14 protein-coding genes are annotated in these 26,670 nt (G+C 36.9%); 10 read left to right on the top strand and 4 right to left on the bottom strand.

Features of this window, described 5'->3' with window-relative positions; translation table 11 throughout:
• Positions 1–231: 231 nt before the first annotated feature.
• From J7604_RS06710 to J7604_RS06665, 10 genes are all read left to right on the top strand, one after another.
• On the top strand, positions 232–6,159 hold the full coding sequence (locus J7604_RS06710) for an AAA family ATPase (protein WP_293892987.1): 5,928 nt from the start codon (positions 232–234) through the stop codon (positions 6,157–6,159).
• On the top strand, positions 6,149–6,850 hold the full coding sequence (locus J7604_RS06705; protein ID WP_293892984.1) for a LytTR family DNA-binding domain-containing protein: 702 nt from the start codon (positions 6,149–6,151) through the stop codon (positions 6,848–6,850). The genes J7604_RS06710 and J7604_RS06705 overlap by 11 nt, the downstream gene beginning before the upstream one ends.
• A 37-nt stretch (positions 6,851–6,887) precedes the next feature.
• Entirely contained in the window at positions 6,888–7,907 is a 1,020-nt protein-coding gene (locus J7604_RS06700) for a hypothetical protein (protein ID WP_293892981.1), read from the top strand.
• The gene (locus J7604_RS06695) at positions 7,904–9,205 is read left to right on the top strand and encodes a hypothetical protein (protein WP_293892978.1); all 1,302 of its coding nucleotides are present in this window, start codon (positions 7,904–7,906) and stop codon (positions 9,203–9,205) included. Before J7604_RS06700 ends, J7604_RS06695 begins: the two co-directional genes overlap by 4 nt.
• A gap of 17 nt (positions 9,206–9,222) precedes the next feature.
• Positions 9,223–10,749: a hypothetical protein gene (locus J7604_RS06690; RefSeq protein WP_293892975.1), complete on the top strand. Its 1,527-nt coding sequence runs from the start codon at positions 9,223–9,225 to the stop codon at positions 10,747–10,749.
• 351 nt (positions 10,750–11,100) lie between these two features.
• Positions 11,101–14,736: a gliding motility-associated C-terminal domain-containing protein gene (locus J7604_RS06685; RefSeq protein ID WP_293892972.1), complete on the top strand. Its 3,636-nt coding sequence runs from the start codon at positions 11,101–11,103 to the stop codon at positions 14,734–14,736.
• A gap of 14 nt (positions 14,737–14,750) precedes the next feature.
• Positions 14,751–15,791, top strand: coding sequence for a type IX secretion system membrane protein PorP/SprF (locus J7604_RS06680; RefSeq protein ID WP_293892969.1), 1,041 nt, complete (start codon positions 14,751–14,753; stop codon positions 15,789–15,791).
• A gap of 260 nt (positions 15,792–16,051) precedes the next feature.
• Entirely contained in the window at positions 16,052–18,184 is a 2,133-nt protein-coding gene (locus J7604_RS06675; RefSeq protein ID WP_293892966.1) for a cation:proton antiporter, read from the top strand.
• Positions 18,169–18,594, top strand: a complete 426-nt coding sequence (locus J7604_RS06670) for a DUF2809 domain-containing protein (protein ID WP_293892963.1) — start codon at positions 18,169–18,171, stop codon at positions 18,592–18,594. Before J7604_RS06675 ends, J7604_RS06670 begins: the two co-directional genes overlap by 16 nt.
• Before the next feature lie 136 nt (positions 18,595–18,730).
• A complete protein-coding gene (locus tag J7604_RS06665) occupies positions 18,731–20,080 on the top strand; it encodes an MATE family efflux transporter (protein ID WP_293892961.1) in 1,350 nt (449 codons plus the stop codon).
• A 457-nt stretch (positions 20,081–20,537) separates the two neighbouring features.
• On the opposite strand, the gene J7604_RS06660 is transcribed toward J7604_RS06665, so the two are convergent.
• From J7604_RS06660 to J7604_RS06645, 4 genes are all read right to left on the bottom strand, one after another.
• Positions 20,538–21,128, bottom strand: a complete 591-nt coding sequence (locus J7604_RS06660; protein ID WP_293892959.1) for a CbrC family protein — start codon at positions 21,126–21,128, stop codon at positions 20,538–20,540.
• Between the two features lie 177 nt (positions 21,129–21,305).
• Positions 21,306–21,932 carry a lipoprotein signal peptidase gene (locus J7604_RS06655; protein ID WP_293892956.1) on the bottom strand — a complete coding sequence of 209 codons (627 nt, stop codon included), beginning with the start codon at positions 21,930–21,932 and terminating at the stop codon, positions 21,306–21,308.
• Positions 21,933–21,947: 15 nt separating this feature from the next.
• A complete protein-coding gene (gene ileS, locus J7604_RS06650; RefSeq protein WP_293892953.1) occupies positions 21,948–25,376 on the bottom strand; it encodes an isoleucine--tRNA ligase in 3,429 nt (1,142 codons plus the stop codon).
• 386 nt (positions 25,377–25,762) lie between these two features.
• Positions 25,763–26,623, bottom strand: a complete 861-nt coding sequence (locus tag J7604_RS06645; protein ID WP_293892950.1) for a zinc-dependent peptidase — start codon at positions 26,621–26,623, stop codon at positions 25,763–25,765.
• Between the last annotated feature and the right edge of the window lie 47 nt (positions 26,624–26,670).

The following is a 26,670-nucleotide window of genomic DNA, read 5'->3' as shown; positions in this document are numbered from 1 at the left end:
AGAATTCCTTGTTTAATCTTTGAAGTACTTCAATATCCGATTTTACTTTTTGTTCAAAAGTATATCCAGTTATATGAAGGGGAGACGTATAACTGGTATTACTTGAATAAAATTCTTAGTGTATTCTAATAAAATATTCAGGGGGACGAGAAAAGTTGGTTTCATATAATGCTTTGTATTGTATAAACCAGCTTATTTTCGGTATTAATATTTTCTATCTGAAAAAAATCTATGGATATTTTGGGCTATAAGGACATAAAACTTATTCATGCTTCCTTTAATTTCTCTCTTTGGGAAGCATGCAGAATTAAAGATAACAAACGTGTTTTGTTACAACGAAATGCTTTGGCCCCAAAGGAAAGAAGTAAAGAACTGGATTTTTTTTCTCTGGTAGACGGTTCTCAATCTTCATTACCAACTATAGATGAGGCTGATGGCCAAGTACTTTTAGTATTGGAGTACTTTAATGGACTAACTTTGCTACTTCAGAATTTATTTGCCTCTACCAATATTGCTGAAAAGATTAAAATATGCATTAGCCTCTCAAAGCTCCTTGAGAAAATTCACGACAATAAAATCATACACAATCATTTTGCACCATATAATATATTATTGTCTGCTGATTTTGAAGAAGCAAGGATCTTTGATTTTTCAAATGCCACTTTTTATAGTGAGCAGAATCAGCACAATAGTAGAATAAATGACTCCACTTTCCTGAGTTATATTTCGCCAGAACTTACAGGTAAAGTAGGTAAACTGGCTGATTACAGAAGTGATTTATATTCTCTGGGAGTAATGTTTTATGAGTTGTTCAGCGGGGTGAGTCCTTTTTATTCGGAAGATCCATATCAGATGATACATTTTCATCTTGCCAAAAGGCCTGTTCCTCTAAATGAATTGGTTAATGGTACTCCTGAATCCTTGTCACAGATCGTCCAAAAGCTTTTAAGTAAAGATCAGGAAAGTAGATATCAAACTGCTATTGGGCTACGATATGATCTTGAAAGATGTCATAATGAATTGAAAAACGGATTTATAGAATCTTTTTTAATTGGAAGCCATGATGTAGTACTCAAGTTGCCAGATCAATTGTTTGGCCGTGAAACAGAGATCAATAAAATTAAGAATCTACTGGAACAGGCAAGTAATGGAGAGAAAGTAATATGCCTGGTCTCAGGTATGTCAGGGAGTGGGAAGAGCAGTCTTATCAAGCATATTCATGAACGACATATTCAATCTGGATTTTTTCTCCAGGCTAAATCCAACCAGTTTGATCAGAATTATCCATACTCTGTTTTCATTCAGATTATCACAGATTTTGTTAATGCAGTCCTTAGGGAAAATGAATCAGTCATAAAAAGTTATGGTTCAAAAATCAGGGACCAGATTGGAAGTTCGGGCAAGGTTCTTACAGATCTTGTTCCCGAACTTGAATTGATTATAGGCAAACAACAAGAGGTGACAACATTGCCAATGGCAGAAAGCGGAAAAAGATTTTCTTATACAATGAGAAAATTCTTCAAAATTATTTCTGCTGATGTGACAAAAGTGATTGTTTTCTTTGACGACCTTCAATGGCTGGATAAATCTTCTTTTGATCTTTTGATGGAAGTGTTGAGTGAAAAGGATATCAATAATATAATATTCATTGGGGCAGTCCGTGAAGAAGAGCCAAGAGAGGTAAGAAACAATTTACTTTTTAAACTGAGTGAAATTAATGAGGAGTACCACTTGATCCCCATTGCAGATTTAAGCAATACTGCGATTGAAGAATATGTGGCTACGACTTTAAACCTTCCCGTTACAGAAGTTGCCAGCCTTGCTCAGGTAGTATATGCAAAGACTTCAGGTAATCCTTTTTTTGCAAGTGAATTTTTAAGGTCCATTGTTAAACAGAAGTTATTATGCTTTGATAAAAAGTGGGTTTGGGATCTGGACGAAATTAAGTCTATCAAAATTTCTGACAATGCAGTAAAATTTATAGAATCAAAATTAAAAGGATTGCCGGATGATACAAGCCGGTTGTTACAGATAGCATCCTGCCTTGGAAGTAAATTTAATCCTCGCATATTACAGATTATCCTGCCGATGTCCCTCGAAAGGATAAAAAGCAAGCTGGATATGGCTTTTGAAGAAAACCTGCTTATCAAATCAGGCAATGATTACCGCTTTTCCCATGATGGCATTCAACAAGCTGCCAATGCATTGATAACAGATCCTCAGAAAATGCATCTGCAGATTGCCAGAAGCTTCAAAGCAAGAATGAACTCTGAAGAGCTGGAAAGTCATCTATTGGATTTGGTATACCACTATAACTTTTCAATGCAACTTGTATTTGATGAAGATGAAAAATTTTTTCTCTCTCAGCAGAATTACAAAGCTGCAAAGAAAATGAAGACCAGTGCGGCGTTTCAGCCTTTTTATGAATTTTCCCGAAATGCAACACTACTTTTGTTTACCGACAAATGGAAGGTCAATGCGCCTCATACTGCAGATATTTATTCACTATATGCAGAAGCTGCTTATCTCACAGGGAATTTTGAAGAGATGGAGATAGCAATAGAAGAAATTCTTGCTAATTATGAATTTCAGGATAAAAAGATAAAGGTATATGAAATTCGCATCCTGGCCTATATCGCCCAATCAAGGTTGAGGGAAGCAATTGATATAGGTTTATATGTATTGGGGATGCTTGATATTAAAATACCAGGTACGCCTAACAAACTAAAGGTACTTGCGGAACTTGTGAAGGTGGTAGCCTATCTGAAAATTTCCGGAGAGGACCTCTTAACAGATAAGCATCATCTGAATGATGAAAGAATATATTCTGCAATAAGAATCATCTGTTCTGTAGGGGCGGCTGCTTATAATTCAGACCCTAACTTATATGCACTACTTTCCTGTAAAGCATTTGAATTGATAATCAGAAACGGGCACTGTGAATATTCAGGGTTTATATGTGCAAGTTTCGGTTCTCTGCTCATTGGTGGATTGGGTAAAATCAACTTCGGTTATAAAATTGGAAATTCTGCAGGGCCATTATTGCTGAAACATGGAAATAATGTTCTGAAATGTAAGACTGTTTTTTTAATGCATAATTTTGTGATGCACTGGAAGCATCATTTACGCGAATCTCTTCAACCTCTAGCTGAAAGTTCTGAGATAGGATTAGAAACTGGAGATACGGAGTATTCTGCTTATTGTATTTTTGTATATAATTTCAATGCTTTTTTTTGCGGCCTTCAATTGGATGAGTTGAAGAAGATAATGCTGGATAATTTTAGTATAGTTCAGAGTATAAAACATAAGATGCCCATCATTCAGCATGGGATATATACTCAGACTGTTGTTAATCTGATCAGCAATGACGCAAATCCTCTCGAATTTAAAGGCGAGTTTTTTAATGAGAAGGAGATGCTAAGTCTTTTATACTCGGAGAAAGTTGAAACATCACTTTTTGAATTTCATCTCTGCAAGATGTACCTGCATTACCTTTTTGGTAACATAAATGAATCAAGGGGACACGCGCATGAAGCGAAGATGAGGTTGTCGAATGTAATAGGGAGTTCGCTCAATCTCATTTTTTATTTTTATGATTCTCTGAGTATTGCCGCAGCATTGGAAATTTCTGGCTATAACAGTAAATCAGTCTTATTGGGGGCTTTGAATTCAAACCTCAAAAAGTTGAAAGCCATCGCTGATAATGCGCCGATGAATGGCCTTCATAAATATTATCTTGTAAAAGCGGAACTTCTGAAGTTAAAAGGGAGGCCTGAAGATGCGATAGGATGTTATCAAAAGGCTATAGAGCTTGCTAAAAGCAACAGATACCTTAATGAAGAAGCGCTGGGTTATGAACTGTTGGCTAAATTTTATTACAGATCCAAAAACTATATTTTTTATGAAAGCTTCCTTGCAAAGGCCATTGATCTTTACAGTCTGTGGGGAGCAAAATCTAAAGTAAGTGCATTGCGCAAAAGTGCAGATACTAAGTTTCAGGACACAAAGGAATTATTCTCTTTGGAAAATGAAAAGCTTACTTTGCATAGTCTTTTGAAATCTGCATCAGTTCTTTCTGAAGAGATTGTTCAGGAAAAACTTTTCAGGAAGCTTATAAAAATTATTATGGAGCACGGAGGGGCTCATAAAGCTGGATTTTTTATCAATACTCCGGAAAAATTGAAGCTGGTTGCATTTGGTGATATGGATAAATATGAAGTCGATACCAGCGGATTAGTGTTCAATCGCAATGAATTATTCCCGGATGGAATCATAGGATTTGCGTCAAGAAAAAAGGAAACTGTTATTCTTAAAGATGCGTGCACCGATGTGCTGTTCAGTAAGGATCTGTATATTTTAAAATTCCAGCCAAAAAGCATTATTGTATTCCCTCTGATTGATCAAGGTAAGCTGGAAGGTATGTTGTATCTGGAGAATAATCTCACTGCAAACATATTTTCAGCAAGAACTACTGAATTTTTAAAAATATTGTCTGGACAATTGACCATATCTTTACGAAACTCGAGATTTTATGAAGCATTGGAAGGAGAGGTACTGGCAAGAACCAAAGAGCTCACGGATGCCAATTTACTTTTAACCAAGCAGGGAGAAGAGATTTTTAAGCAGAATACATTACTTAAAGAAGCAAGGGACAGGGCTGAGGAATCATTAAAAGTTAAAGAAGATTTCCTTTCTTTAATGAGCCATGAAATACTTACTCCTTTGAATGTGATTCTTGGGTTTACTGATTTACTTATGCTGGACAAATCTTCCGGGCCTTTGCATGACAATATCAGGAAAATTAAAACAGCCACAAGTACTTTACAGTCTCTTATTAATGATATCCTTTATTCTGCGCGTATCGGTTCAGACAAAATAAGGCTTGTTGAAGAAGATTTTGATCTTCATGAACTAATGATGGGAGTGCGGCTCATGTTTCATGACATGATTACAAACAAGGGACTGGAGTTTATTTTTAATATGGATCCTTCAGTTCCTCATGATATCTGCGGAGATAAAAACAAGCTGAATCAGATCCTGATCAACCTTATTGGCAATGCAGTAAAATTTACTCATAAAGGAAAAATAGAAGTAGATGTCCGCACGGTGAAAGTTTCAGAAGAGTTCATTTACCTTGAATTTTCAGTGTCAGATACAGGAATCGGAATTGAAGAGGATAAGCTTGATGTGATATTTCAAGAGTTTACGCAAGCCTCGAGCAATATCTCTAAAAATTATGGCGGAAGTGGATTAGGATTAGCTATAGTACAAAAATTGATCAAGTTATATGATGGGAATATAAAGGTTCAAAGCGCTTTTAATAAAGGTTCTGTTTTTACATTTAATATAAAACTTAAATGGCTTTCAGGTAAGAGCAGAGGAAAAACATTTAATACTAATTCAGGCATTCTCAGAGGAAAGAGAATTTTACTTGTAGATGATGAACCTTTAAATCTTGAACTGGCAGGAGAGATTCTGAAGAAAAGAGAAGCTGAAGTCTCTTCGACTGTCAGCAGCTTTCAAGCTATTGAAATGATTAAGAATCATGATTATGATATCGTGGTTACTGATCTGAAAATGGCTGAAATGAGTGGAGCAGATTTGTGTAAGTTCATTAGAAGGAGTTTGTCATTTCCTAAAAACCAGATACCTGTTCTTGTACTTACGGCTCATATTTTTAAACAAAAAGATATACTTGCTGAAGAGGCAGGAGTGAATGATGTAGTATACAAGCCGGTAAATGCAGCTGAGCTAGTGTCAGCAATTTGTAAATTAATCGGACATTCTGAGTTGCTCGATGATGATCTGACTGAATTGATCCATGATGATGAAGGCAGTGCCTTTCCTTATCTTTCATCCATCTTCCAGGATCGGGATATTTTTAACAAACATCTGAACAAACACATTGGTAAACTAGAATTATATACTGAGACTTTTTCTGATAATATCAATAAGATAGCTTTTAAAGCTCTTGCATTGACTATACATAGTATATACAATGTTTTAAATGCGCTTGATATCAAGAACCTTAACGATCAGCTAAAAAAGACTGAAGAAGTGTTTGAGAATACTGAGGCTTTGACCGGTTTGCTTTACACAGAATGTGGTAAGCTGCGAGAATCATTTTCTGATTTAATGAAACAAACAAATGAAAATTAAAACACTCATAATCGATGATCAGGAGGAAGTAATAGATATACTGAGTGACTTGATTAAGGAGCACTGTAAAGATCTTGAAATTTCAGGTACGGCCTCTGATCCTTTGGAGGCGATGAAAATGATTGAAACATTATCTCCCGAATTGATTTTTCTCGATATAAAAATGCCTGGGCTTTCAGGATTTGAATTACTGAAAAAAGCTACCAGAAACTTTGACGTAGTAATAATATCTGCACATAAAGAATATGGTCCTGAAGCATACTCTAATGGAGCCATACATTATTTGCTAAAACCTTTTGAGGTTGACAAACTGATTGAGGCTGTTGAACGCGTCTGTGAAAAGAAAGCATCTGCTGATCCTGATGTTCTTATTTCCAAAGGAAGAATCAGAATTCCCGATAGCGAAGGTTTTTATGTGGTTCCCATTGTTGATATAATAAGATTTCAAGCAAGTGGCAACTATACTGAAGTTTTTACTGTAAAAGGTCAATATCTGACTACAAAAACTTTGGGTATATATGAGGTTAAACTTAAAGGATATGATTTTATAAGAGTACACAACAAACACCTTATAAACAGCAATTATGTAGTCAGGTATATTAAAGGGAAATCCGGAATTGCAGTAATGTCAGACGAAACTTGTATCGATATATCCAGAAGAAAAAAAGATGAATTTTTGAAATCTATTTAGCAAAATTTTTCATTCGAACCTTTAACGTTACTTAACAATGGAAAGCAAAGAGGAATACTTAAGAGATGACGAGAAAAAAAAGTATACAGAAGATGATATCAAGTATACCTACAAACTCGTAGCACTGCTGGAAAAAGAGTTATGCAGCTTATCTAAGCAAGATTATTCCAGAAGGGTATTCAGCCCGATGATGCATGGATTCCTTGAAGCTGAATTTGTTGTTGATACTAACCTTCCTCAGGAGTTAAGGGTTGGTTTATTTGAAAATCCTGGCGAGAAGTTTGTCGCTAAAATGCGTTATGCAAGTGCTTACAGAAAAAACAAAATGCTCAAGAAGGATGTGAGGACCCTTGCTGTGCGCGTCTTTCACAAGGATCGAGGAATGAATCAGGATTTCTTACTAGGAAGTTCTCCTCATTTCAGATCAAGAACAGTTAAGCAAACGTATTACGGACTTAAGTTTCTTTTCAGTGGTGGATTGATGATACTTTTAGGTGTTATAACCTGGCCCTATATTGCCCTAATGGCTCTTAAATCAAGAAAGAAAACAGTGGACCTTTTTAATATTCCTTTTTACAGTCAGACTGCATACACATTTGGAAATGAGAATACGCTTGTTAAATATGTTGTTAAACCTAAAGAAGTATATGAATTTTTGAACTACCCTGATCCTGATCATGAAGATTATCTGAAAAATGTTATGAAGAAAAGATTTCAGAGTCTGCAGTTTGGTCAAAAGATTATTCTTGACGTTTATCTTCAGTTTCAGACGAGTGATGATACCAAACCGGAAGATCCTGTTATTGATTGGAATGGACCTCTGACCCATGTCGCCACAATCAGAATTCCTAAGCAGGTATTTGATACCAAGGAAAGAGTGCAGGAAGGGCAAGATATGGAATTCAATGTCGGAAACAGTCTTCCCGAACATAAATATTTTGGTGCAATGAACTGGGCAAGACATGTTATTTATGAGAAACTTTCAGAGTATAGAAGAAATATACGCGAACGCCAGTTAAAGAAGGAGAGTAAAGAGAAAGACCTGAAATTGGTATGAAAGACATTGATTATAAATTGTCAAGTCAAAAGTCTTTCAATGCTGTTACGGAAATAATGCATGGCAGGGAGGAGGGACTGAAAGCATTGCTTGAATTGGGAATGAAAAAGGTTTCAGGATCCCTAAATTTAGATATTCATTTTTTTCGATGGTTTCTGATCACAGGAGAAAATATTGTCCTTGATGAGTTTGAAAGTTCTTCCAAACCTGATCTGGAAAAGAGTTATCTGGTATTCTCAATGAATTTTGATGGAGATAAAGAAGCTGTTCTGCTAAATCTCTATAAATTACTTGGGAGCTTTATAGATAAGGTCTATTCGCTTTGCTATGGATATTCAAGTGAATCTGATAGCAAAGCCTTTCTTAGCTATATAAATTCGAATGCAGTTACGGAGTCTTTATTCTGGGTAGGAAAGCCAGGCTGGTCGGTTAAAAGGATTATAGATGAAAGAAATCTTCGTTCTGAAGTTGAAAGGGAATTAAGTATGCTTGATCCTTCGGATTTTCCAGAGAAAGCTGAGTTCATTCGAAGAAAATACAAGGAGACTACTTATAAATCTCATCCATGGTATAAAGCGGTATGGGCCTTAAAATTGACATGGAGACTTTTAGTGTGTTTGGTACTTGTTATTACATTCGCTCCAGTGGGAATACTTTTTTCTTTATACCGACAGTTTATCATGAGGGAGGGGAATGCAAAACCGTCGAAGGTTAATTATGATCATTATAAGAAAATAAGTAAGGAAGAGAATAATGTACTTCAAAATCAATTAAGTGTTCATGGTATATTGAAAAATTCTCCAACATGGTTATGGTATTGGAAGTTTCAAGTATCACTCAGTATTGCCAGGTTTTCTGGAGGGCGTAAGCGAACCGGAAAACTTGCAGGGATTGAGAGTATTCATTTTGTAAAATGGCTCATTATTCCTAATAAATTTATTCATCCAGGGAACAAGAAGGAAAAAATATTTCACTGCCTTTTTTTAAGTGATTATGACGGTACATGGGAAAGCTACATCAGTGACTTTATTGACAGGGGAGCGCAGGCTATCAATTTCAATTTTTCCAATATGAGAGGGTATCCTAAAGTTTCTTTTGCTTTTGGAGGGGGAGCTTCTTCAGGTACATCATTTAAGCCTTTGGTAAGAAAGAATCAGATAGAATGCCCGTTCTGGTATTCCGGATATACGGATGTTGTAATGAAAGATAAATTGAGAAATGCATCTATCTCTGATGGCATACAAAAGGAAAAAATGAATGCTGCCGAGTTTCATCAATGGTTAAAGTTGTTTGCTTGATCTAATACATGAATCTTATGACGGATAATACTACTAGTTCACAGTTTCAAGTTGAAGATATTCAATCCTTCATTTATCTGGGCTATAGAGACCTTAAATCTTCGGCATACTTGTTATGCAGATTTAAGAATGAAGCTATTGAAGAAACTAGAAAATGGTTAAAGCATAATTTAAATTTTATTCAAACCCTAGATAAAGGTCATGGAGAGAGCGCTTTAAATATTGCTTTCACAAAAGAAGGGCTTGTAAAGCTTGGCGTTGATAATGATGAATTGCATACATTCTCTATTCCTTTCATTGAGGGAATGATAGCAAGGCAAAAAATTCTTGGAGACTTTGAACAAAATGATCCTTCAAACTGGAAATGGGGAAATGAAAAGGAGGATAGTGCTGTTGATATGCTTTTGATGGTCTTTGGAAAAGACCCTGCTGCTCTTGAAAGGAAAATAGATAGCCTTGAACTTAATAGTGCTCATATTAACCTTGCTTATAGAGTAGATTCTTCTTTCAGAGAAAAAGAACATTTTGGCTTTCGCGATGGAATTACTGATGTCACTACAGAAGGTTTTTTAAACCATTATCTGAACAGGCATCCAGATAATGAACATAGTGGTAAAGCTAAATTCTGGGATATCCATCGTGAAGATGTACTGAAAGATGGAGAAGTTCTTTTAGGTTGTATAAATGAATATGATGAGAAATCTGGAAGTCCTCTTGTAAAGTCCGAAAGTAAATACCTTTCACCCTGTAAATCGGACTCACATGCTTCGTTTAAAAGTGATTTTGGGAAGAATGGCACCTATCTTGTCTTCAGGCAACTGGAGCAGGATGTAAGTGCTTTCTGGAGCTATGCAGACCAGCAAGCAAAAGCATCAAACATAATGGAGATGGATGCCGAATACATTGCGTCTAAAATGGTAGGCCGCATGCCAGATGGTACATCTTTTATAAGTAAAGATGAAAATATCCGTGGTTTTGTAAAGGAAGACCCTGATGGGTTAAAATGTCCTTTCGCATCTCATGTACGAAGGTCTAATCCCCGTGATTCAATGATCCAGGATAAACCTGAAGAATCTTTGAAGGCGGTACGCAATCATAGAATCATACGCAGGGGCAGATCATACGGTACGGGAATAAGTGATGCTCAAGATATGAAGGACTTCATAAAAGATGCAATAGCTGCTTCTTCTGGAGATAAAGGCAGTAGGGGCCTGAACTTCATTTGTTTTAATGCTGACATTTCTCAGCAATTTGAATTCATTCAGCAAAATTGGATAAATAACCCCAAATTTCTAGGATTATATAATGATCCCGATCCCTTGGTTGCTAGTCTTCCTGTAAATGGTAAAACATTTTCTATTCCTGATCATCCATTTAGAAAAAGACTAGAGTTGCAAAAGAATTTTGTAACAGTTGTAGGGGGAGCCTATTTTTTTATGCCTGGTCTAAATGCTATCAGATATCTGGCGCACAAGGAATCTTTAGAAGGCATAAGCATGAATGAGGGAAAATCATTTATTGATATAGGGTTATCAATTTATTAAATAAGATTTTAATTTTTTACCTGGAACCTTTATTGGTTAATTTTTACTTTGCGATTTTTTGCCCCTGACAGATGACAAGCCTCAGTTTACTGATCCTTTGTCACCTGTCAGGATTTTTTTTAAAATGTATTGCACAGTTTGCGAATGCAATAGTCAATCAATTTTCTGTTCTGGTTCAGATTAATATTCTTATTAATCCTTTTTTTATTAGGTACAGGCAAATTATTCTCCTTAATGTTCTTATTAATACAATTCCATATTAAATACATCCTGTAACTCTGAATGGGTAAATAAATTGTTGGCAATAATATTTTTACTGACTAGTTCTATAGTCTGTAAAATATAATAGGTATGATAAGCAAATATCCGTTTCGTCTTTTGTTTTTTGATAGGGGCAAGTGGGTATATGCATTTATATTACTTTGTGTCTTATCCATAGTTACTGTATTGGCTGAAGGCACAAAGGAATTAATGCCTAAATCCACTGATCATGGAGTTGTTCAGATATTCGATCGTTCAAGATTGTTTATGACGTACGATGCTCCAAAGGAAAACCGACTTAATATTCACATTTGCAAAGCTGGTGAAATTATTTATTTCGGTTTTAATCAACCGGATGAAGACGTTTACTTCAAGCTTAAAAGTCCGGATGGCACTGTGGTGATGGGGCCAACATTAATACCTGCCTCTGGTGCTGGTTTTATTGCAAACTACAATCAGGCGGTGGCTGGTCCTTTACAATTATCTGCTGGTGGTTATAATGCTTTGTCATATACGTCTCTTACAGATGGTGATTATTATATAGAATTTAATCCTGTTTCTCCGACAACTAAAACAGATTCCAAAAGATACTTTAATTTGTTTGATATAACTGTAGCCGAGGGGAATATAGCCAAGCCTGGACGGCTATGGTCTTATACTTGGGACATCAATACAACCGCCGCTAACTATGCTTTTAACGGAAAGATGTATGTGCTCTCAACGGATAGTATTGTTACATCTATAGATTTCAATGGGATACAGCCTTTCGGTGCTACTATCAGCGCAAATTCCAAAGGGTGCACAAGTACCGGAATCGCTATTAATGACAGAGTCAGTAGAGTAGGGAATGTAACTTATCCAGAGTATAAAATTTTTCTTAATGACCCTGATCCTACTTGTTATCCAACAGGCACCTTTGGTAATTTTTTGCAAAAGCCATTTATAAGTGGTTGTGATCCTGATAATAGATGCATCAATATAAATGTAGATAAGCCTGGAAATATTGAGGTATTGCTGGATATAAATGGCCAGGATGGTTATCAATCCAATACCACGGATAGAATAATCTCAGCTTCCGTGGTAAAGGGGCAGAATTGTATTAAATGGAATACAAGAGATGGCAAAGGAAATATTGTCCCTCCTGGAGCATCTGTTGAAGTAGAATTAAGCTATGGGAATGGAATAACGCATCTTCCGCTGTATGACGTTGAGCACCATAAGAATGGTTACATTGTAGATCTTGTAAGACCGATAGGCCCCAAGCCTCAATTATTTTGGGATGATAGTCAACTCAAAGGAGGAACTGCAATTGATGGACTTGCCAACCTGACCGGATGTTCCAATGCTGCTGGTTGTCATCAATGGAAAGACAGAGGAACCGACGATTGCAAAAAAGAATGTCCTGAAACAATCAATACCTGGTGGTATGCCCGAATGGTAAAGGAGAAAGTTGATTATTTAGTCTCTCTTCCCAAAGTTGATGCAGAATCTAGAAATAAACCAGGTGAGATTAATGATACTCTTGTTTGTGTAAACATTTCCACTTTTCAGCTTAGTGGCACTTTAACAAATGCCTCAAGTGCTCAGTGGACAGGAGGTAATGGTGTGTTTAATGTTTCTCGAGTTGCTCTAACCCCTGAATATACACCTACAGCGGAGGAAAGAAATTCCGGATCTGTTAAATTATATTTAAGATCAGATGCTCAGGTTAATTGCCCTTCAGCAATAGATTCCATGCTGATCCTTTTCAAAAAGCTTCCTGAAGCAGAGGCGGGTGATTCTCTTGTTTTATGCGAAACGACAAAAATTATTAATCTCACTGGTGTTGTTAAAAATGTTACAGGTAGCATTTGGTCAGGAGGTAATGGTGTTTTTGGGGATAAGAATAAACTTGCAACAACATATACACCTTCTGCTGCAGAATTAAAATCAAATTCATTTCTGTTAAGGCTTACTTCTGCGAACGCTTCACCATGCCCTGAGGTATTTGATAATATTAAGATTATCTATAAGCATGCACCCACTGTTGAAGCAGGTTTGCCAATCTCTGTTTGTGCAGATAAAGACTCTATTATCCTATCCGGAAGTAGTTTGAATGCTACTGGCTTAAAATGGACTGGGGGGAAAGGCAGCTTTTCAGATGATACAAAAGCGCAAACCTATTACAGGATAAAACCAGATGAGAAGGCTGGTGACATAACCCTTAGCTTAAGGGCAGAGGGAGCAGCTCCATGTATATCTGTTTCTGATGAAATTAAAATTTCGGTTAATCCATTGCCTGATATAAGCGCTGGTGATGATTTAAATAGTTGTACAGGTGATGTGGCTATCTTCGAAGCAAAATCTTCTCCTTCTCCTTCTCCTTCTTATTCTTATGAATGGATAGATGAAAAAGGTATAGTAATTGGTAATGCGGCTACACTGAAAGTTACTTCTTCCGGAGACCGTACATTTATTCTTGTTGGAAAAGATAATAAAGGATGTTCTGCTTCTGATACGGTAAGGCTCATAGTGAATTCTGGTCCTGTATTGAGTCTTCCGCCAGACATTTGCCTGAGCGATACTTTAAAGCTCAATGCTCTTCCTCAATCATCTTCTTTTGCGGGAATTTATATCTGGAAAAAAGATGGAGTGGTTCTGCTTAACAAAAACACATCTGTTATTAATATAAATGAATCCGGAGTTTATGAAGTAGATTTTCAAAACGGGAATTGCAAGGCTTCCGGAAAGACTGTGGTATGGGCTCCTCCGGCTTTGACTATGGCTGATTCGATTATTGAATGTGAAAATACAAAAGTTGTTTTATCTGCTAATCAGATTGAAAATGTCTCTTATATCTGGACCATTGATGGAATAAAATTACCTTCTACTGCTTCATCTATCGAGGCAATTTCTTCCAATATAATTCAAAGATTTTTTATAGAGGTAAAGGATAGTCATGGCTGCATGGACAAAGACAGTCTCGTGCTGGTAGGAATCCCGATACCAAAGATAATAGCAGAAGATACAGGAATCTGCCCAGGTAAAGATGTTGTGCTGGATCCTATTGTCAAGAATACATATAATTTTATGGGTCTTCCAGTTGAGTATACTTGGTATGAAAACGGTCAGCTTACGGAAATTCATGATACTGTTTATAATGCTTCTTTTGCCGGAAACTATAAGGTTTCAGTTAAAATAGGAAGTTGTTACGATCAAAAATCTGTTTCAGTAAAAGCATTCTCAGCGCCCACCAGGTCACTTCCTGAATCAGTGAAATTTTGCAAGGAAGGCGTTCAATTCTATGAGCTTACAGCAGGACCAGGAAAAAAATACTTCTGGTATGGGACAGGCGACACGAGCCGGTCAATAAATGTTGCATTGCCTGGAAAATATTCTGTTTTAATCACCAATGAATCGGGTTGTACCATAGAAGATGCTACTGATGTGCGTGAAGTGTGTCCTCCGAGGCTATACATATCCAACTCATTCTCCCCAAATAAGGATGGGAAAAATGACACTTATGATGTCTTTGGTGCAAATTTTACAAATTTTAGAATGTTGATTTTTAATAGATGGGGAGAAATAATTTTCGAAAGCAGAGATCGGAATGAGGTATGGGATGGTCAATACAGAGGAGAGCCTATGCCTATAGGCGTTTATCCCTGGGTGATTACTTATGAGGGTGATTCTGAAGAATACAAAGGTCCCTATAAAATGGAAGGAAGCGTTACAATTGTTAGATAATAATCTTAAGCAAAATGAAGTTGGTCGTAAGATATTTGTATTTATCATTGAGGGCATTGATTACAGTGGTAATTTTGCTTGTTGTCATAGATAATGCAGCAGCTCAGGATATTCAATTTTCTCAGTTTTATGCTAATACTTTATATTTGAATCCCGCATTCGCAGGAAGTACTCATGATCTGAGGGGAGTACTGCATCAGCGAATTCAATGGCCGAAACTTGAAGCTAAATATATAACGTCTTCTGCTAGCCTTGATACCTACATCAAGAAAACAAAAGGTGGAATCGGTTTAATAGTCATGAAGGATTGGCAAGGCGCAAATACAATAAGCTCTACAGACATTGCGCTTCAGTATGCTCAGGAAGTAGATTTTTCATCAAAATTTTCAATGAGGTTTGGTTTGCAGGGAACATATGTTTCAAGAAATATCAACTATGCTCAGTTGACATTTCCGGATCAGTATACAGATGGTGGATATTCAGGCCTTGGCACTTCGGAAGATTTTGGAATGAATCGAAAGAATTTCTTTGATCTTTCAGCTGGAACAGTTCTATATTCGGATAACCTATGGCTCGGAATTTCCGCACATCATATCAATAATCCCAATCAGTCTTTTTACAATGAAGTAAGCAGATTGCCTGTAAAAATTGGAATTGTAGGAGGTTATAAAATAGAATTTGATGGTGGAGGGGTAAATAATGCAAATAAAACCAGTAAGTATACTCTGACTCCGACTTTTTATTATAAGATGCAAGGTAAATCCGATCAGCTGGACCTTGGTGTTTACGGAATGCGCGAAGATCTGATGCTGGGATTCTGGTATAGAGGCATTCCTATAAAACATTATGAAAGAAACCTTCAGAATAATGAATCCATGGTAGTGCTTTTGGGCTGGAGGATAAACAGATTAGTTGTTTCTTATAGTTATGATTTTACTATATCTAAGCTGAATAATACTCGCACTGGTGGCTCTCATGAATTTAACCTTACGTACATTTATCCTCTGCCACTAAAAAGAAAAATATACAAAAGACTTCCATGTCCTAAATTCTGATCATGTTTCTTAACATGATCAGATATTTTTTTAATTTTTTATAGATTTTTTCAATGAATAAAACTATTTTATTTACTTGTGCTTTTATAGGTCAGTGCTGAATTTAGTAATTCTAATCTTATTCTAATAACTTCATCATTTTACAGACCAGATCTGGCATGATGTCTGTTGTATTTGTCCTTCTTGAGCATTGGAGGATTTAAAGAGCGGAGGGAAGAAGGTCTAGTAGAATTTATATGTTAAATTTTAAGTGAAAAATTATGATGTTTTTATTTGATATTTCATTGCCATTTAAAGACCCTGTATTAGTGTTCTCAGTGGTATTGTTTATCATATTTTTTGCCCCTTTAGTACTTAAGAAGTTCAGGATACCAGGCATCATAGGGCTTATTCTTTCAGGTGTGATTGTTGGTCCCAATGGTTTTAATCTTTTATTGAGAAATTCGGGCATTGTTCTTTTTGGTACTGTTGGGCTATTATATATCATGTTCCTCGCCGGACTGGAGATAGATCTGAATGATTTTAAAAAGAACAGAAATAAAAGTTTGATATTCGGAGGGTTTACCTTCTTCATTCCATTAACATTAGGCACGTTTGTTTCTTATTATATCCTCCATTTGAATATTCAAGGTTCTGTTTTGCTTGCTAGTATGTTTGCCTCTCATACCCTGGTTTCCTATCCTATAGCAAGTAAGCTCGGTCTTACCAAAAAGCAAGCGGTTACCCTTGCCATTGGAGGTACTATCATTACGGATACAGCGGTATTGTTATTGTTGGCAGTTATTACCGGTTCTGTAAGTGGTAACCTTGACACTGCCTTCTGGGTTAAGCTGTCTATTTCTCTGGTAATATTTGGATTTGTAGTACTCTTTGTCTTTCCAAAAGTTACCAAGTGGTTTTTTAAAAATGTTCAGGGGGACGGCGGTGCGCAATACATTTTTGTATTAGGCATTGTATTCGCTGCGGCTTTTTTATCAGAGGTTGCTGGCGTAGAGCCTATTATCGGAGCCTTCCTGGCCGGTCTCGCTCTCAACAGACTGATTCCTCATACATCTCCATTGATGAATAGAATTGAGTTCATTGGCAATACGCTGTTTATCCCTTTTTTCCTTATCAGCGTGGGAATGATAGTAGATGTAAAAGTATTGTTCAATGGCTATCAGGCTCTTTTTGTTGCAGGTGTATTAATTGTACTTGCATTATTTAGCAAATGGGCTGCGGCATTTATCACTCAGAAGATATTTAAGTTTTCATCTATAGAAAGAAACTTAATATTCGGATTAAGCAGTTCACACGCAGCAGCCACCCTTGCTGTAATACTTGTGGGCTTTGACTTGAAGCTATTTGATGAAGCTATACTTAACGGAACCATACTACTTATTCTTGTTACCTGTATGGTCAGCTCATTTGTCACGGAAAGTGCAGGGAGGAAGTTGGCAATAGCAGAATCTAAAGGTGGAGAAGAATATAACGAAATTGAAGAAAGAATATTAATAGCGATAACAAATCCTGCAAGCATTGAATCTAAAATTGATATGGCTGCAATGTTAAAGGAATCGGATAAGTCACAGCCTATCTATGCGGTTTCAGTTGTGAACGATGATGAGGAAGCTAGAGACAAGCTCATTCAAAATAAGAAGATGGTGGAAAGGGCCATCAAGCATGCCGCTTCAGCAGAGAATAAACTAGAGGTTGTTTCCAGGATAGATTTGAATATTGCGAACGGAATAGCCCGTGCAGTAAAAGAGCTGATGATTACTGAGGTTATTATCGGCTGGCATGAAAAGAATACAACTACTGAAAAGCTGTTTGGTACTGTGCTTGAAAACCTTGTAGAACGGACCGACCAGATGATCGTAGTATCCCGTACACTGCAGCCTTTAAATACGATTAGTAAAATCTTCGTAATGGTTCCTCCAAATGCGGAATTGGAGATTGGTTTCAAAAGATGGGTTCATATGGTGAAAAAGTTATCCAAACAGATTAACAGTCAAGTGATTTTCTTTGGCGTATCAGAGTCCTTACAACATTTGAAAAAAGCAGTAAATGAAAGTAAGCCAGGAATAGAGGCAGATTATAAGGGCTTTTCTGATTGGGATGATTTTCCATTTTTCTCCGGTCAAATAAATGAGGATGATCTTTTTATTGCTATTACTGCAAGAAAGGCCACTTTATCACATACAATCTTTATGGATTCTATTCCTAAAATTTTGCAAAGACATTTTGAAAAGAATAACTTCATGCTTGTATATCCTGAACAATTCAGTGAAGATCCTGAAAATAGGAACCTTCAGCTGGATGGAATGACTACTACAATGATAAGGGAAGACTTACAGAGGTTTAATAAAATTGGTAAGCTTTTGAAAGGAGTTATAAAATGGCGCAAGAAATAATTATGAAACGGAATAGAATTTTGTATTTCTGTATTATCATAGCTCTCATTAGTTTGGGTTTGGCTGCAAGGAAGTGGCAGACTTATTTGCCTGATTTGATCAATGTTTACCTGGGTGACGCTATCTGGGCTGCAATGATTTATTTTGGTATAGCCTTTATTTTTAATAGACGCAGCTTGTCCTTTATTGCAATGCTTTCATTGGCATTTTGCTATTGTATCGAAATAAGTCAGTTTTATCACGCCCCTTGGATTGATGAAATAAGACATACCAGAATTGGCGCCCTTATCCTTGGTTTTGCCTTTTTGTGGAGCGATATTCTTGCTTATACTTTGGGAATAGGGATATCATTCCTTGGTGAATTATTCTTTTTCAAAGGCAAAATGAAGGAGATAAATGCTGTAGCTTAGTGCTGACCAATGTTTTAATACAATTTTTAGGTTTATATAAGACATTTTTCTTGTTAATGATCGCTATAAACTTTAATCGATTTTTAGACGTTTCTTTATATGCAAATCTTAATTTTGCAGCCTTTCAAATATAAATATGATTTTCAGCGGTTGGTTCAGGGATAACCTCAAGGAGTATAAAGACACAATAAGAATAGCTTACCCGGTAGTTTTGAGTCAGTTCGGACATATAGCAGTAGGGGTGGCAGATAGCATAATGGTTGGTTCGCTAGGCAGTATTCCACTTGCATCAGCGACATTTGCCTTCAGTGTATTCGTCCCATTTATGATGTTTGCTATTGGCCTGACCTATGGAATTTCACCTTTGGTAGCCAAAGCCGATGGTGAGCAGAATCAAGAAGAAATCAGAAAGGTTCTGAAGCACAGTATTGTATTGAATATAATAGCGGCCATAATACTTGCAGGAGCATTGCTATTCGCGGCTCCGCTTTTACAATATTTTCAACAGCCACAGGAAGTGGTTTCACTGGCAATCCCCTTTTTTAAAATTCTTGTCTGGTCATTAGTTCCTTTGATTTTATTTCAGATCTGGAAACAATTTGCTGAAGGTCTTGCGATTACCAAACAGGCCATGTATATCACTGTAATTGCCAATGTTCTGAACCTTTCGCTTAACTATTTATTGATTCATGGCCACTATGGATTTCCAAAGCTTGGAACAAACGGCGCGGCTATAGCTACGCTTATTTCAAGGATATTCATGGCCGTGACGATTTTTATATTCGTTATCAAATATTCCCGAACCAATATTTTCATCAAAGGAATGCAAAAGATTAACTATTCCTTTCAAGAATTTAAAAGATTGTTCAGGGTAAGTATTGCTGTTGGTTCACAGCTTGCTTTTGAAACAGGAGCATTCGGAATGGCTGCTATTATGATTGGTTGGTTGGGTGCATCGGAAATGGCTGCGCATCACATTGCATTAAATATGGCAGCGGTAAGTTATATGGGTGCAACTGGAATAGGAGCTGCAGCGACTGTGCGTGTTGGAAATGAATTGGGAAGAAAAGATTATCATGCAGTTAGAAATGCAGGAAAAGCTGCATTTCACCTTGTAGTGGTTTACATGAGCTTCTGTGCTTTGGTGTTTGTGCTGTTCCGACATGAGCTTCCTTGGTTTTATATCAATGAAGAGCCTATCTGTAGAATGGCTGCATCGCTCTTATTGATCAGTGCTTTTTTTCAATTGTCTGACGGTATTCAGGTTGTTTACCTTGGAGCCCTCCGTGGATTGGAAGATGTGAAGATGCCTACAGCTATTGCCTTGCTGGCGTATTGGGTTATAGCCTTGCCTTTAGGATATCTACTTGCATTTCCGCTTAATATGGGTGTTGAAGGAGTGTGGTATGGACTTTTAATAGGGCTTACTGTTGCTGCGGTATTGCTGTATTATAGGTTTGAGAAGAAGTCGAAGGAGTTGGTATAGATTATCCCCAAAATCGACCCCGTAGAGGTCGGATGTTTATAGATAATAATACCTGGAAATATCATACGACCCCGATGGGGTCGCATCAATACACTAACATTTTTCTATAAATATTAAATCCCTTCGGGATTATATTCAATTACGGAATGATAGATAATGTGTAGATTGTCCTTTTGGCATCAGTTCGAACAAATTGATTAGACGTATTCTTCCAATTGGTTCGGCATTGTCGAACCAATTGGAAGTTACATTAACAGCTGGAGTCCGGCGTGGGCATTATAAAAATATGGAACTTCCTCTGAAAAGAGGACACGCTTAGCCTGATGACTATGGTTGCAAGCGCTTGACAGCAGATGATCGTCATGGGGAATATCATTATTGTAAGCATATTCCAAAGCTTGATGAATTCCACCTCGGACAGCCAAACGAAACCTAATTGCTGGAAGGTTGTATATACTTAATCGCAATCCCAATTTCCTCTAAGCTTTCCACAATGGCTACACTCAAAAACATAATAAGTTGCATACCATTCCTTTAGTTCAACCTCACCTTCTTCTAATGATTCGTCCCATAAGTGATTCCATTCATCATCTGTCATTTCAAGGAATAATTGCCTACCATCGCTATTCTTGCTGTACTTGTTAAAATCTTCAGGAGTCCAAGTTCCCTTGTAAACCATGAAATCATTACAGTGGGTTAACCATAGTTCTTGTTGCCATGTAACAATCTGTGGTGTTCTTCTTAATTCAACTAAAATTTTGTTGTCTACAGAAGGAGGATTTGCCATGTTATGTTTATAAACTTTCTTTAGGCCATTTTCATCCAACATACCATACTCTGTGTCATGCCAAAATTCAAATTCTCCCTTTTTTAAACAATCGGAACATCCTACTTTATCTGCAGTTTCTTCTTGACTAAATTTATCTGTAAGAGTATATTCAAGGGAAAAGCATTCATTACTTTCCTTATTACAAATTGAACAAATATGAGTTCCAATTATTAGTTGGCTCATATCTTCTTTAGGTCCTTTAAAATATCTGAATTCCATTTTTTTGTATTAGGTTTGTTGCTGGTGCAAGTCATAAGAGTGTTAGCTATCCACAGATATAGAGCCTCGCACATATCTTATAAAAATAATTAAAAATTTGCGGGATTTAACCAACCTCAATAAAAAAGCCCCGAAGTTAATTTCCTCCAGGGCTTTTTATTAAAATATTTTCAGCGTTTAATTCTCCGCTTTCTCCGTCAAAGATTCTTCTTTACCGGCATCTTTAAAGAACTTTTTCTGCCAAATCAGTATAATACATACTCCAACAAAGATAGCTGCATCAGCGATATTGAAAATAGGCCAGAATGCATAGTGCTCTCCTCCGAATATCGGAATCCATTCAGGAAGTCTGCCTTCCCAGATATCAATATAGAACATGTCTATTACCTGTCCATGAAACCAAGGTGTGCTTGCACCGTCAGGAGCGTTGTTCAGAAATACTCCGTAAAAAGTACTGTCTATTACGTTTCCAATTGCACCACCAAGAATAAGAGCGATGCACCAAAGCAATCCTGGTGCCATGTCTTTCTTGGCCAGGCGATATAAATACACTGAAATAGCAATCATGGCGATGATTCTGAATAAACTCAGAACAAGCTTTCCATAAGGAGAACCTAATTCAAAGCCGAAAGCCATACCAGGGTTAGTAGTGTAGTATAGCTTGAACCAGTCGTCAAATATATGGATCTGGCCTGGATAGCCGAAGTCCATTTTGAAATGAACCAGAAGCTTTACGATCTGATCAAGCGCGATAACTCCCAGAGTCAGGAAGTAGTACTTAAAGTATTTATATTGAAGGGCCATGCCTCTTAATAGTTTTTAAAGTTCGATTTTCATTACAAGCTGATGCTCGTCCATATCAACAAGCTTGCCATCTTTCAGATTTTCTGTAAGCACCAGAGATAAGGCCTGGGTTTCACTGCAGATATATTCTTTGTTTGCCAGCAAAGCATTATCTATAAGCTCATCTTTTTTCTGAATAGTGATTTTGATTTTGTCCTGAACTTCAAGGCCCATGTCTTTTCTCATGTTTTGCACTCTGTTCACAACATCTCTGGCAATACCTTCTTTTTTCAGTTCTTCTGTGATGATAATATCAAGGGCTACAGTAACGCCATTTTCACTTGCCACAGACCATCCTGGAATATCTTCAGAAGAGATTTCTACATCTTCTAAAGTTATCTGAACAATATCACCGGTAAGCTTTATTTTGAAAGCATTTTCTTTCTCGAGCTTCTGAATATCATCCTGGGTCATTGCAGAGATTGCAGCTCCAACTTCTTTCAATCTCGGACCGTATTCTTTTCCAAGTTTCTTGAAGTTAGGCTTGATCTTTTTAACTACAACTCCTGATGTATCTTCGATATACTCGATCTTCTTAATATTAACCTCAGAAAGGATCAGATCTTCAACGGCAACTATTCTGTTTTTGTATTCCTGATTTAATACTGGGATCAACAATCTTGAAAGTGGTTGTCTTACTTTTATTGTATGACCTTTTCTCAAAGAGTGAACAAGCGAAGAAATCCTTTGTGCCAATGACATTCTTTCTTCAAGATCCAGATCAATCTGTTTGTCATCAGCAACAGGGAACTTGCTCAAGTGAATACTTGCAACTTTCTCTTTTCCACTTACTTCATTCAGATCAAGGAATATTTTCTCGGAATAAAAAGGTGCTATAGATGCAGATAGTTTTGCAATCGTCAAAAGACAAGTATAAAGTGTCTGATAAGCAGCTATCTTATCTTCGTTGTATTCGCCTTTCCAAAAACGTTTTCTGTTAAGACGTACATACCAATTGCTCAGATCATCAACAACAAAGTCCTGGATCTCTCTACCCGCTTTGGTTGGCTCATATTCAGCATAGGCTTCATCCACCTTTTTGATAAGAGTATTAAGCCTTGAAATGATCCATCTGTCGCTTTCTGTTCTTTTGTTTAAAGGAACTTCTGCTTCTTTAAAGGTAAAGTTGTCAAGGTTTGAATATAAAGCAAAGAAGGAATAAGTGTTCTGAAGCGTCCCGAAGAATCTTCTCTGAACCTCAGTTACCCCGTCAATATTAAATTTCAGGTTGTCCCATGGAGGTGCGTTAACGATCATGTACCATCTTGTCGCATCTGGTCCGAACTGACCGATGGTCTCAAACGGGTTGATGACGTTTCCAACTCTCTTGGACATCTTAGCGCCGTTTTTGTCCAATACAAGACCATTGGCTATTACATTTTTAAATGCAACAGAATCATTCAACATCACTGCTATTGCATGCAATGTAAAGAACCATCCTCTTGTCTGGTCAACGCCTTCAGCGATAAAATCTGCAGGAAAGTTATTGTCAAATACATCTTTATTCTCAAATGGATAGTGCCACTGTGCATAAGGCATAGCACCTGAATCAAACCACACATCTATAAGGTCTGTCTCACGGATCATCGGTTTGCCAGATTCACTCACTAGTACAATTTGATCAACATAAGGACGGTGTAGATCTTCAATCGATTTAAGATTGTAGATCTTTGTGTTAAATTCTTTTTCTTTCTGAGCCAGAGTACCAGCAGTGATGTTAAGTGCTTTATTTGCTTTCTGGATTTCCTCATTCAGTTCTTGAAGGGAACCGATACATTTTTCTTCTTTACCATCTTCTGTTCTCCAGATAGGAAGGGGAGTTCCCCAATATCTCGATCTGGAAAGGTTCCAGTCTACAAGGTTTTCAAGCCAGTTACCAAAACGTCCGGTTCCAGTGCTTGCTGGTTTCCAGTTGATGGTTTTGTTCAACTCAACAAGTCTGTCTTTTACAGCAGTTGTTTTGATAAACCAGGAATCAAGCGGATAGTAAAGAACAGGTTTGTCTGTTCTCCAGCAGTGTGGATAGGAGTGCTCGTATTTCTCAACCTTAAATGCCTTGTTTTCAGTTTTAAGTTTGATACCTAATCTTTCGTCTACCGATAAATATTTGTCGCGGCCTTGCTTCTTTCTCTCTTCTTCTTTTTCAGCTTCAGACAGGTAAGCTTCTTTTACAAATTCTCCAGGGAAATCTGTTACTTCAATTACAAATTTTCCTCTTTTATCTACAAGTGGTAATTGATTACCTTCTTCGTCCTTAACGGTAATTGCAGGTACACCTGCAAGTTTTGCAACTCTGGCATCGTCTGCACCAAAAGTAGGAGCAATGTGAACGATACCTGTACCATCTTCAGTACTAACGAAGTCTCCAGGTATTACTCTGAAGGCCTTGTCTGCTTCTTCCGGTTGCACATAAGGCAGAAGCTGTTCGTATCTGATACCAACAAGTTCTTTTCCTTTAACTTCTTTTAAAGTTTGGAAAGGAATATTTTTATCTCCCTCTTTAAAGTCCTCCAGCTTCAACTCTGCATTCTTAGCATTGAAGTATTTTCCTGCAAGATCTTTCGCAAGGATAACAATACCTGGCTTAAACGTATATGGGTTAAATGTTTTTACAGCTACATAGGTAATGTTTTCACCAACTGCAAGTGCACTGTTTGAAGGAAGCGTCCAAGGAGTGGTCGTCCATGCTAGTAAGTAAGTCTGATCCACTTCTGCATCGGATATCCCTAGAAGACTTTTTACTTTTTCTTTAGAGCTATCCGCTACTTTAAACTGAGCAACAGCCGATGTATCTCTTACATCTTTATAGGTGCCTGGTTGATTTAGCTCGTGAGAACTAAGTCCTGTACCCGCAGCAGGAGAGTATGGCTGAATGGTATATCCTTTGTACAAAAAGCCTTTTTTATAAAGCTCTTTCAATAGGTACCATACAGACTCTATATATTCTTTTTCAAATGTGATATAAGGATTGTCAAGGTCAACCCAATAACCCATCTTTTCAGTAAGATCATCCCACTGCGATTTATACTTCATCACAGCTTCGCGGCATTTCTGATTGTATTCTTCTACAGATATTTTTTTGCCGATATCTTCTTTGGTTATACCAAGTTCTTTCTCAACCTGAAGCTCTACCGGAAGGCCGTGCGTATCCCAGCCTCCTTTTCTTTTTACCTGAAATCCTTTTAATGTTTTATAGCGACAGAAAATATCCTTTACGGTTCTTGCCATTACGTGGTGAATACCGGGAGTACCATTTGCAGAAGGTGGCCCTTCATAAAATGTAAAACTTGGAGCACCTTCTCTGCTCGTTACGGATTGTTCGAAAACCTTGTGCTGCTTCCAGTAAGAAAGTACTTCTTCTCCTACTTTTGCAAGATCGACGTTCTTGTATTCCCTGTACTTCACTTTGTTAATTATTTCTTTAATTCTTAAAAATTATAATTCAGGAGCCTGACATTTACCTGTATTTTCAGGCATTTTTCAATGTGCTGCAAAACAGCAACTCATTGTAAATAAATGCATTTGTCCGATTATTGGATTTTGCATACTCTTACATCTTCGGGATCAGTTATATATAACCAAGTTTTGAAGAACCGCAAAGGTAATCAATTTTAGATTAAATGGGCTTTTTGGTCAGAATTGATCATAATTTTTAACCATTTTCCGGTTAAAATGGTGCGTTTATGCAATGCACATATCTTTTAAGAAATAACTTTTAAGATAAATGAAAGGGAAATTTAAAATAACTGGGTCGGTGTGAGATTAAATTATTGATTTTTAGTAGTAGTACGTCAATTAGTACTTTCATTTTTTTTATTTTCTCTGAATTCTACAGAATTTGAATTGGTTGGATCCTGTTTTAAAAGTTGTACAAGAATCTGATATAGCTGTGGAACTTCTATTCTGAATTCTTCGGGTTTTTCGAAAAAATATTCTATAGAAACAGCAAATAGCTCTTCAATGTTTGTTGCCGCGTATTTGCGGATGAAATGGGTTTTATCTTTCTTGATCTCGTTTATTTCACTTTTTCCTATCTTGAAAAAACGCACAAGATCTTTATAGTCAAAAAGGCTATTCCCTTCAAAATCATCGTCATCGTCAAACATGTCTGCAAGTTTTATGGCATGTGCCATTTCGTGAAGGCCAACATTCAGGCCGTCATCGGGAATTTCATAACCTTTCTGAAAATGCTGCCATGACAATACAATAGCTCCGTCAGTTTGCACTTCACCTACATGCTGTAAGTTGGTGATTTTTGAAAAATATCGTGTTGGATAAATATAGAACCGACTGAAATGTCTAAGCTTAACGGGACGAAGTCCGAAGGTTAGCTGAACAAAGCAGGCACCGATCATAATTTTCATTTCTTCGGTAATATTCATGCCTCCCTGAGGGTAAAATCTTTTATTTAACAGGAAAAACTTTACCCTCCTTTGAAATTTTAATTTGTTTTCCGGAGAAAGCCTTTGATAGTACCGAAAGTTGAATTCCAAAATATGAATCTGGATGGGATTAAGTTTTACAAACCTTGTTAAGATCCATTCTCCAAGACTCAATACTTTACCTCCTATTGTCTCATATAGAAAGATACATGTTGTAATCAGAAATATAATTATAAATAAAGCCGCCAAGACCATAAAGATTTCCTTCAAGATAGGGAATTCTGTGCTATCTTTCAGAGCCTATCTTTTTTATTTAA

This window comes from Sporocytophaga sp., from assembly GCF_017745095.1.
Taxonomy (GTDB): domain Bacteria; phylum Bacteroidota; class Bacteroidia; order Cytophagales; family Cytophagaceae; genus Sporocytophaga.
This window is presented reverse-complemented; position numbering and strand designations above follow the sequence as displayed.

Coding starts and splice junctions, on each gene's coding strand:
- J7604_RS06710 (WP_293892987.1), top strand. CDS start 232: ATGGATATTTTGGGCTATAAGGACATAAAACTTATTCATGCTTCCTTT.
- J7604_RS06705 (WP_293892984.1), top strand. CDS start 6,149: ATGAAAATTAAAACACTCATAATCGATGATCAGGAGGAAGTAATAGAT.
- J7604_RS06700 (WP_293892981.1), top strand. CDS start 6,888: ATGGAAAGCAAAGAGGAATACTTAAGAGATGACGAGAAAAAAAAGTAT.
- J7604_RS06695 (WP_293892978.1), top strand. CDS start 7,904: ATGAAAGACATTGATTATAAATTGTCAAGTCAAAAGTCTTTCAATGCT.
- J7604_RS06690 (WP_293892975.1), top strand. CDS start 9,223: ATGACGGATAATACTACTAGTTCACAGTTTCAAGTTGAAGATATTCAA.
- J7604_RS06685 (WP_293892972.1), top strand. CDS start 11,101: ATGATAAGCAAATATCCGTTTCGTCTTTTGTTTTTTGATAGGGGCAAG.
- J7604_RS06680 (WP_293892969.1), top strand. CDS start 14,751: ATGAAGTTGGTCGTAAGATATTTGTATTTATCATTGAGGGCATTGATT.
- J7604_RS06675 (WP_293892966.1), top strand. CDS start 16,052: ATGATGTTTTTATTTGATATTTCATTGCCATTTAAAGACCCTGTATTA.
- J7604_RS06670 (WP_293892963.1), top strand. CDS start 18,169: ATGGCGCAAGAAATAATTATGAAACGGAATAGAATTTTGTATTTCTGT.
- J7604_RS06665 (WP_293892961.1), top strand. CDS start 18,731: ATGATTTTCAGCGGTTGGTTCAGGGATAACCTCAAGGAGTATAAAGAC.
- J7604_RS06660 (WP_293892959.1), bottom strand. CDS start 21,128: ATGGAATTCAGATATTTTAAAGGACCTAAAGAAGATATGAGCCAACTA.
- J7604_RS06655 (WP_293892956.1), bottom strand. CDS start 21,932: ATGGCCCTTCAATATAAATACTTTAAGTACTACTTCCTGACTCTGGGA.